The organism is Litorilituus lipolyticus, assembly GCF_006439335.1.
Lineage (GTDB): Bacteria > Pseudomonadota > Gammaproteobacteria > Enterobacterales > Alteromonadaceae > Colwellia > Colwellia lipolytica.
Map to the genome: position 1 here is coordinate 1 of NZ_SAWY01000029.1, position 9,535 is coordinate 9,535.

Here is a 9,535-nt window from a genome sequence, read left to right on the forward strand (position 1 = left end):
TCTTTGAGTTCGTTTAGTGATTGATTTCATAACACTCTCCAATTTAATCGTGGAAAAGTGTCAACCTTATTTAGGACGGGTCAAAGAAAATAAAAAGAGCTACATTATGTAGCTCTTTTTTTGAGTGTTTTGTCATCTAATGACCAAAGGTATTTTTACAGGTGTTTTTTGGCTATGGTTAATACTTTAACTGTATTACTAGCACCAACAGTTTCCATCATATCACCATGAGTTAGTATAACTTTATCGCCTACAGATAATTCAGTATTTTCACTTAACACTTGCAATATTTCATCTGATAAAGTGTCATTAGTAGAGTGGGTTGAATCAAAAGCAACAGGGTAAACACCACGGTATATCGCTGTTTTGTTCAGCGTTTTAGCATGTCTAGACAGAGAAAATATTGGTAAGCCGGAAGTAATACGAGACATTAACTTACTTGATTGCCCAGATTCAGTTAAGGCGACAATAGCTTTAACACCTTCTAAGTGGTTAGCCGCATACATTGCTGAAAGAGCAATCGTTTCAGAAACTTCTTTGAAGGTTAACTCTAATCTATGGTTAGAGATATTCACTAAGCGATGCTTTTCAGCACCACGACAAACGTTTGCCATTGCGGTAACTGTTTCTACCGGGTATTTACCAGCAGCAGTTTCTGCTGAAAGCATCACAGCATCAGTGCCATCTAATACAGCATTTGAAACATCCATAACCTCTGCACGTGTTGGCATAGGTTGTTCAATCATGGTTTCCATCATTTGTGTAGCGGTGATCACAACGCGATTTAACTGTCGAGAACGCGCAATTATATGCTTTTGCTTACCAACTAATTCAGCATCACCTATTTCTACCCCTAAATCGCCACGAGCGACCATAACAACATCTGAGGCAAGTATAATATCATCAAGTATCTTGTCGTCGTTTACTGCTTCTGCTCGCTCAATTTTCGATACTAAACGGGCATCACACCCAGCTTCCTGAGCAAGTAGTCTTGCTTCACGCATATCATCTGCATCACGTGGAAAAGAAACAGCTAAGAAATCAACATTAATTTCAGCGGCTAGTTTAATATCTTGTTTATCTTTTGAAGTGAGAGCAGGGGCTGTTAAACCTCCACCTTGTCGATTGATACCTTTGTTGTTTGATAAAGGCCCACCAACGGTAACTTCAGTAAATACTGATGTTTCAGATGTTGATAAAACCCTTAATTGTACTCGGCCATCATCAAGTAATAAAATATCACCAGTAGAAACATCTTGAACAAGTTTCTTATAATCAATACCTACTTTTTCTTGACAGCCTTCACCTTTTTCAAGGGTGGCATCAAGTTCGAATTTATCACCGATTGCAAGTTTAATAGGGCCATTTTTAAATGTTGATATACGAATTTTAGGGCCTTGTAAATCACCCAGTATGCCAACATATATACCTAATTCTTTCGCTACTTCACGAACATTGTTTGCACGATCAATATGGTCTTGTGGAACACCATGAGAAAAGTTTAATCGCACTACATTTACACCAGCAGCCAATACTTTTTTCAGCATAGCTCTTTCGTCTGTCGCTGGACCTAAAGTCGCAACTATCTTGGTTCTTCTAGGCATTTTAATCCTTATAAGTTTAAAATTTTGAATAAGTTTCAGTGTTAAAGTCTGTGTTATATAACTTGTTGCTTTATGTGTAGTTTGTAAAAAGTTACTCTTTTCTATCGAATCGAGAGCTTCTTAGACTATCTTTTACTTTTTTAAGGTTATCTCTAAATTTGCTACCGCGTCTTAAAGTAAATCCTGTAGCCAAGACATCAATTAAAGTTAATTGAGCGATTCTTGAAGACATGGGCATGTATAAATCCGTATCTTCTGATACATCAACTGAAAGCACGATATTACATTCTTTTGCTAATGGTGTTCCTTCAGTAGTTATACCAATTACCGTTGCATCATTCTCTTTAGCTAAACTGGCAACTTCTACCAAAGATTTTGTTCTGCCAGTATGTGAAATAACGATAACAACATCACCTTGCTGACTGTTTATAGCACTCATTCTTTGCATTAATATGTCATCAAAATAAACAACAGGTACATTAAAGCGAAAGAATTTGTTTTGAGCATCATGTGCAACAATGGCTGAAGCGCCAAGTCCAAAGAAAGAAATTTTGTTTGCTTGAGTTAAAAGGTCAACAGAACGGTTTATGACATTAGCGTCTAAGCTTTTACGTGCTAACTCAAGACTTGCCATAGTTGATTCAAATATCTTAGCTGTATACTCTTCTGCACTGTCATTCTCATCAACATGACGGTTAACGTAGGGGGTGCCGTTAGCTAAACTTTGAGCTAGATGTAGTTTAAAATCAGGGTAACCTTTCGTATCTAACCTTCTGCAAAAACGATTAACTGTTGGTTCGCTTATATTTGCTTGTTTTGCTAGTGCGGCGATACTTGAATGAATAACGGTACTAGGTGAAGCAAGGATAACTTCAGCAACTTTTCTTTCTGACTTACTTAACATGTCTAGTTCGTTTGCAATCTTTTCTAATATATTCATTACGTTATGATCCTAGATCTATTCTCATTTTTAGTGTGTTTATCAGCAAAAGTTAATTATTTACCGTGCTGACTTTTTCTTATTGTAATTAATTTTCTATTTTTGCAACAGAAAAAATGAAATTTTATTTCATAATTAGCCATAATATAATGCAAACACCATGAAGTTTGCAAATCTTTAATTTTAAACTTACATAACACCGGCCAATCCTCATCTATATAGCGCATATTCAAAGAAGTATTAATAAAACCCAAACCAATGTAGTAAAATTACAAAAAGTTCTTTACTGATGAGCAAACAAGCGCTAAATTAGAGATATATGTAGTTTATTTACAAATTAAGTTGGCTTGAAACTATAATATGGAATATCGAGCCACATCAATAATGTGTTTATAGAGAATTTTATGAAAACAACAGATTATCAAACAGCAAGTGAAATAGTGATTTTTGGTGCCTTAGGTGACTTATCTCGTCGAAAATTGTTACCTGCTCTATATCAATTAGAAGTATGTAATTTAATTCACAAAGATAGCAGAATAGTTGGCGCAGCAAGACAAGAGCATTCACTTGATGAGTTTAAGGAGATTGTTTTAGAGAGCTTGCAAAGCTTTGTTAAAGAGGAATTAAATCAAGAAGCTGTTGATAGATTAATTCAACGTTTAGTGTATCAGCAATTAGACTTTAAGAATAAAGTATCATTCGGTAATTTATACCAAGCTTTAGTCAATGGTAATAAAACACGCGTTTATTATTTTTCTACTCCTCCTGCAATATATGGTGATATATGTCATGGTTTGAATGACGCAAGCTTAATTACTGATGCTGATCGCGTTGTTATGGAAAAACCTATTGGGCATTCTTTAGAGTCTTCAAAAGTGATAAATGATCAAGTGGCAGAGTTCTTTAAAGAAGAACAAACTTACCGCATAGATCATTACTTAGGTAAAGAGACAGTACTAAACCTTATGGTTTTGCGCTTTGCAAATTCACTATTTACCAATAATTGGGATAGAAACAGTATTGATCATGTACAAATAACTGTAGCTGAAAGTGTTGGAATAGAAGGGCGTTGGGGTTTTTATGATGAAGCTGGCCAAATGCGAGATATGGTACAAAACCATTTATTACAAATTTTATCCCTTCTAGCGATGGAGCCTCCAGCAGATTTAAGTGCAATGAGTGTACGAGATGAAAAGTTGAAAGTTGTAAAAGCTCTTAGGCCAATAAATCGAGACAACATAAAAGAAAAAACTGTACGAGGTCAATATGCAGATGGTTTTCTTAATGGTGTAGCTGTACCAGGGTATCTAAATGAAGAAGGCGCCAATCAAGCAAGCAAAACAGAAACATTTGTTGCCATAAAAGCTGAAATAGATAATTGGCGCTGGAAGGACGTGCCTTTTTACCTGCGTACCGGAAAACGTATGCCGATAAAACACAGTGAAATTGTAGTTCACTTTAAGCAACAACCACATAACATTTTTAAAGAAAGTTATAGCGAATTACCTGCGAACAAACTGACTATTCGCCTTCAGCCAGATGAAGGTGTTGAATTACAAATGATGAACAAAATACCAGGCATCGCTTCACAAATGAATATTCAAGAAAACAAACTCGATTTAAGTTTTTCTGAAACTTATAACAATGAAAGAGTCGTAGATGCATATGAGCGATTAATGCTTGAAGTACTTAACGGTAATCAATCGTTATTTGTCAGCAGGGATGAAGTTGAAGCAGCTTGGTTATGGGCTGACAGTATTATTGATGCATGGCAAGGTACAAATGAAGAGCCTAAACCTTATGCGGCAGGTTCTTGGGGACCAGTTTCATCAATTTCATTAATCGCGCGTGATGATCGCCAGTGGGTAGAATAATGTACCAATTTAAAGAACATAGCTCTCGAAATGAATTAGATAATAGGCTTGCAATTGAGATTGTTGCTTTATTAGAGCAAGCGATTAAAGATAAAGGAAGCGCTAGTATAGCAGTGTCTGGTGGCTCTACACCAAAAGGCCTCTTTAAGCAGTTATCCTCTATGGATTTAGCCTGGAACAAAGTTACTATCACATTAGCTGATGAGCGTTGGGTAAACCTAGATAGTGATGCAAGTAATACTCGTTTAGTCCATGAAAATTTATTACAAGATAAAGCCGCAGCAGCAAAATTCTTCCATTTGAAACAGGGAGACCAGCTTACGGCTGAAACACTAGCTGATTTAAATTTAGCTGCCAAGAATACCATTTTACCGTTAGATATATTGATCCTCGGCATGGGAGAAGATGGACATACGGCTTCACTATTCCCTTGTAGTGAGCAAATTAAAGATGGTTTAGACCCAGAAAACGAAAGTGCACTATTGAGCGTTGAACCAACAACAGCACCACATCAACGCATTAGCTTTACTTTTGCCAGCCTTGCTTTAAGCAAAAATGTCATTTTGCACTTATGCGGAGAGTCTAAACAACAAGTAGTTAATAAGGCGATTAACGGTAAGGATAGTTTTGAAATGCCAATAAGGGCGTTTCTGCATCATCCAAGCCTGAATACCCAAATATACTGGGCGCCTTAAATTTATAGACAAAATGTGACAAATATTTTGAACAGTTAGTCAAAGCAATTGAGAATAGCAATGAAAAAGCAAATAGTAGAAATAACTCAACGAATCATTAAACGCAGTGAGAAGACGCGCGCAGTATACTTAAAGAAAATAGATTCTGCTAAGTCAAATACCGTTCATCGTGCTAGCTTATCATGCGGTAACTTAGCTCACGGATTTGCCGCCTGTGGTAAAGAAGAAAAACAAGCAATTAAAGGCTTAAACCATTCAGATATTGCTATTATTTCTGCTTACAACGATATGTTAAGTGCGCATCAACCTTATCAAACATATCCTCAAGTTATTAAAGAAGCGATAAAAGATACAGGTGGAATAGCACAGTTTGCTGGTGGCGTTCCTGCTATGTGTGACGGTGTTACACAAGGGCAACCAGGCATGGATCTTAGTTTAATGAGCCGAGATGTTATTGCTATGTCTACTGCGGTAGGGCTATCACATAATATGTTCGATGGCGCAGTAATGCTTGGTATTTGTGACAAAATAGTTCCAGGATTACTTATTGCAAGTATGACATTTGGCCATTTACCAACAGTATTTATTCCTGCAGGCCCAATGCCTTCAGGTATACCTAATAAAGAAAAGGCGAGAGTTAGACAGCAGTTTGCAAAAGGTGAGGTTGATGAAGCTGCGTTGCTTGATGCAGAATCTGCTTCATATCATGCACCGGGAACATGTACTTTCTTCGGTACAGCTAACTCAAACCAGCTCGTAGTCGAAGTTATGGGCTTACATTTACCTGGTGCTTCATTTGTCGCACCTAATACTCCACTTCGTGAAGCACTGACCAAAGCAGCTTCAAAGCAAGTCACCCGATTAACACAACAATCAGGTAATTATATGCCAGTTGGCAAAATGATAGATGAGCGCTCTATCGTTAACGCTATTGTTGCTTTACTAGCAACAGGTGGCTCCACTAATTTAACAATGCATATTATCGCTTTCGCTAAAGCCGCCGGTATTATTATTGACTTCCAAGATTTTAATGATCTTTCTAAACAAGTTCCGTTGTTAACACGAATTTATCCAAATGGGCATGCAGATATCAACCATTTCCAACAAGCAGGTGGTATGGCTTTGCTGTTTAAAGAGTTACTGAACAATGGCTTATTACATGAAGATGTAGAAACTATTTGTGGTCGCGGTTTAACACGCTATACCCAGCAACCAGTGTTAGAAAATGGTCAACTTGTTTGGGTTGATGGTGTTGATAAATCAGGTGACCCAGAAGTAATTACTACCATTGATAAGCCTTTTAAAGAAGATGGTGGCTTGAGAGTTCTAAAAGGAAATTTAGGCGTATCTGTTCTTAAAACATCCTCACTGCGAGATGGGAGTTTTGTGATAAATGCACCTGCGGTTGTATTTGAAGATCAAAATGAACTTCAAACGGCATTTGATGCGGGTGAGTTAGAGAAAGACTTTGTTGCTGTTGTGAGGTTTCAAGGTCCAAAAGCTAGAGGCATGCCTGAATTACACAAATTAACCCCATTACTCGGAGTACTTCAAGATAAAGGCTTTAAGGTTGCATTAGTTACCGACGGTAGAATGTCTGGTGCTTCTGGTAAAGTTCCTGCAGCGATTCACTTATGTCCAGAAGCAGTTGACGGTGGATTAATTAGCAAGGTCAAAGAGGGCGATATGATAATGCTAGATGGCGAAACAGGTGAATTGACATTACAAGTTGAAGAGCAAGAGCTAAATTCACGCGTTGCCTCTGTATTTAATGTAAATGGACACCATGAGGGGATGGGTAGAGAGTTATTTGGTTTTATGCGCCGTAACTTAAGTTCTGCCGAAACTGGAGCTTGTTCATTGTTTGATGAATAAAGATGGATTACCTAGTAAAAGTTAAAAGTTGAATAAAGATTTAGACGTAAAATCGTCAAATATAGAGGATTTATGACAGTATCAAAAAATTGGCAGATTATGCCAAAGGATCTTTTTGCAATGGGGCCAATTGTACCCGTTTTGGTCATTGAGAAAGTAGAAGATGCATTACCTATTGCTGAAGCATTACTTAAAGCGAATATTAATGTGCTAGAGGTTACTTTACGTACTCCTGCTGCGCTTGATGTGATTAGTGCTATTGCAAAAGAGTTACCAGAAGCAATAATTGGCTCAGGTACCGTAACAAATAGAGCTCAGTTACAACAATCGTATGATGCAGGGGCAAAGTTTGCTATTAGTCCAGGCTTGACAAAAGACTTATTACAAGCAGGAAACGAAGGTGAAATTGCTTTGATTCCAGGTATATCTTCCATCTCAGAGCTAATGGATGGTGCAGATTATGGCTATGATCACCTCAAATTTTTCCCCGCGGAGGCTTCTGGTGGTGTAAAAGCAATTAAATCAATCGGTGGGCCTTTTCCTGATATTAAATTTTGTCCCACAGGCGGAATTAATTTAAATAATGTTAGAGATTATTTAGCGCTTTCAAATGTGAAGTGCTGTGGTGGCTCATGGTTAGTTACAAACGAAGCGGTACAGAATAAAAACTGGCATGAGATTACTAAGTTAGCAAATGAAGCGATAGATTATATTAAGTAAATATTTACTCTTCATTAAAACTTAACAAAAAAAACCACCTGTAAGGTGGTTTTTATGTTTTTAGCTATCAGCGGTATTTATTGATTATTTTGTGCAAGCTTTAATCGTTCAGCCATTGATAACGGTTTATCATTATCTTTTGCAGGTGCTGGCTTCTTACTTGATTCAGGAGCAACTGCTTTTGAGTCTGCTTTAACCTTTTTATCACCCTTGAACACTGATTTCATCATGTTCTTCATACCCTCAAAGCTTTCACTTGCCATTTTGTTGGCTAGCTGCACATCAGGTGGTAATTGCTGCTCTTCTGCTGGCTTTGCTTTTGACTCTGGTTTCTCAACTGGAGCTTCAACTTCTTTTAATTCGACACGTTTGTGTGGTTTAGCCAATTTAGATTCAGCAATTTGAGCTTTACTTGGAGCATTTTTATCAATGTTACTTACTTTCGCATTCTCATCAACTTGGCGTGGAGGAGGAGGGGTACCAGTAAAAGTAGGCATGTATACATCATTTGAATTAACACGCTGATCAAAGTTTTTAATAGCATCATCAATTTCATCTTCAGCAATATCTACAGCATTTTTAACTTGAGATAACTTTTTGGTTAAACTTGAATGTTTTTTCTCAATATTACCTATAGCTGATTTAACGTCATCATTTAAATTCGCAGTAAGTTTCTTGTAATTTTCAATTTGTTTCTCAAAGTTATTAAACGTAGACTCAGTATGTTTGATACTGTCTTCAATTGACGTTAACTTACCTTGTAGCCTTTTTTTCTTAGCTAAAAATTTATCAGTTAATTCTTTAGGTACAAGCAAAGCTTGTTCTGATGGAGGAACAATGTCAGCAAATTCGCCAATACAACTAACTGGCTTCCACTGATTTAAAGACGGGTTCCAACCGTAAACATTTGGATTTTTCGCGAGCTCTTCACGTGCCTCTTCTAGTGTTAAAGGGCCACTCACTTTACCATTGTCTGAAAAAAACCACTTTTCCATAACTTATACTCTTTATTTAATCGCCAATTGACTTTGTTATTATTATTATAGCTTATAGTGCTTCTTTATACATCGTAATCAGTCTTGATCACATTAGCTAAATTCTTTTGTAATGATGCATATTGTGCTTCGATTGTTTGTACTACAACTTTAACTTCTTCAGTCAAGTTGTGTGTAATCTGGCTATAATTATCAATTTCTGCATCTATTTCATATAATGAATCTGACGTAGTTGAGATAGTTTTATCAATTCTATCAAGGGTAGATATTAAATCTTTCTCTTCGTCGATCAATCCTTCAATAAGATCTTTAGGAATATCTACTGGTGGAGCTGGTGGTTTGATATTTAAATCAAATTCATTGATACAGCTCACAGGAACCCAGTGGGTATAAGAAGGGTGCCAAGCATATAAATCAGGATTTTTTGCTATTAATTCATTTGACTCTTTTAATCCTAAAGGGCCGCTTACTTTACCATTGTCAGAAAAAAACCATTTCTTCATAATTTTAACTACTCTTTTTGATTTTATACGCACTCCTATTTATATGTGTTAAACATATCATAAATGGGAGAATTATCGCATATCCTTTACCTTAATATTAAATGTAACGTGACGGGTTGATATTCGTCAAGAAGTTTATTGATTTCAATAACTCTTTAGAAAAATAATTAACCTCAAAGTTTAGACTTAACCATTAAAGTATAGTTCAAAAAAAAGCCACTAATTGCTTTAATTAGTGGCTTTGACCCGTCCTAAATAAGGTTGACACTTTTCCACGATTAAATTGGAGAGTGTTATGAAATCAATCACTAAACGAACTCAAAGAGATT

Annotated in this window: 8 protein-coding genes; 4 read left to right on the forward strand and 4 right to left on the reverse strand. The window is 36.6% G+C overall.

Annotated elements, in window-relative coordinates; genetic code table 11:
- Positions 1-155: 155 nt before the first annotated feature.
- Positions 156-1,604, reverse strand: coding sequence for a pyruvate kinase (gene pyk / locus EPA86_RS13195; RefSeq protein ID WP_140604366.1), 1,449 nt, complete (start codon positions 1,602-1,604; stop codon positions 156-158).
- A 91-nt stretch (positions 1,605-1,695) separates the two neighbouring features.
- Complete coding sequence (locus EPA86_RS13200; RefSeq protein ID WP_140604367.1) at positions 1,696-2,544, reverse strand: MurR/RpiR family transcriptional regulator; 849 nt, start codon at positions 2,542-2,544, stop codon at positions 1,696-1,698.
- A gap of 404 nt (positions 2,545-2,948) precedes the next feature.
- Here EPA86_RS13200 and zwf point away from each other — a divergent pair, with 404 nt between their 5' ends.
- The 4 genes from zwf to EPA86_RS13220 all read left to right on the forward strand — a co-directional run bounded on the left by zwf (position 2,949) and on the right by EPA86_RS13220 (position 7,708).
- On the forward strand, positions 2,949-4,418 hold the full coding sequence (gene zwf, locus EPA86_RS13205; protein WP_140604370.1) for a glucose-6-phosphate dehydrogenase: 1,470 nt from the start codon (positions 2,949-2,951) through the stop codon (positions 4,416-4,418).
- Entirely contained in the window at positions 4,418-5,113 is a 696-nt protein-coding gene (pgl, locus tag EPA86_RS13210) for a 6-phosphogluconolactonase (RefSeq protein WP_140604372.1), read from the forward strand. The genes zwf and pgl overlap by 1 nt, the downstream gene beginning before the upstream one ends.
- Positions 5,114-5,173: 60 nt before the next feature.
- Positions 5,174-6,988 carry a phosphogluconate dehydratase gene (gene edd / locus EPA86_RS13215; RefSeq protein ID WP_140604375.1) on the forward strand — a complete coding sequence of 605 codons (1,815 nt, stop codon included), beginning with the start codon at positions 5,174-5,176 and terminating at the stop codon, positions 6,986-6,988.
- Positions 6,989-7,060: 72 nt separating this feature from the next.
- On the forward strand, positions 7,061-7,708 hold the full coding sequence (locus EPA86_RS13220) for a bifunctional 4-hydroxy-2-oxoglutarate aldolase/2-dehydro-3-deoxy-phosphogluconate aldolase (RefSeq protein ID WP_140604377.1): 648 nt from the start codon (positions 7,061-7,063) through the stop codon (positions 7,706-7,708).
- Positions 7,709-7,785: 77 nt separating this feature from the next.
- Here the strand turns inward: EPA86_RS13220 and EPA86_RS13225 are convergent, their stop codons facing one another.
- Both EPA86_RS13225 and EPA86_RS13230 read right to left on the reverse strand, forming a co-directional pair.
- Complete coding sequence (locus EPA86_RS13225; RefSeq protein WP_140604379.1) at positions 7,786-8,703, reverse strand: GYF domain-containing protein; 918 nt, start codon at positions 8,701-8,703, stop codon at positions 7,786-7,788.
- A 65-nt stretch (positions 8,704-8,768) separates the two neighbouring features.
- Positions 8,769-9,206 carry a DUF4339 domain-containing protein gene (locus EPA86_RS13230; protein ID WP_140604381.1) on the reverse strand — a complete coding sequence of 146 codons (438 nt, stop codon included), beginning with the start codon at positions 9,204-9,206 and terminating at the stop codon, positions 8,769-8,771.
- Positions 9,207-9,535 lie beyond the last annotated feature (329 nt).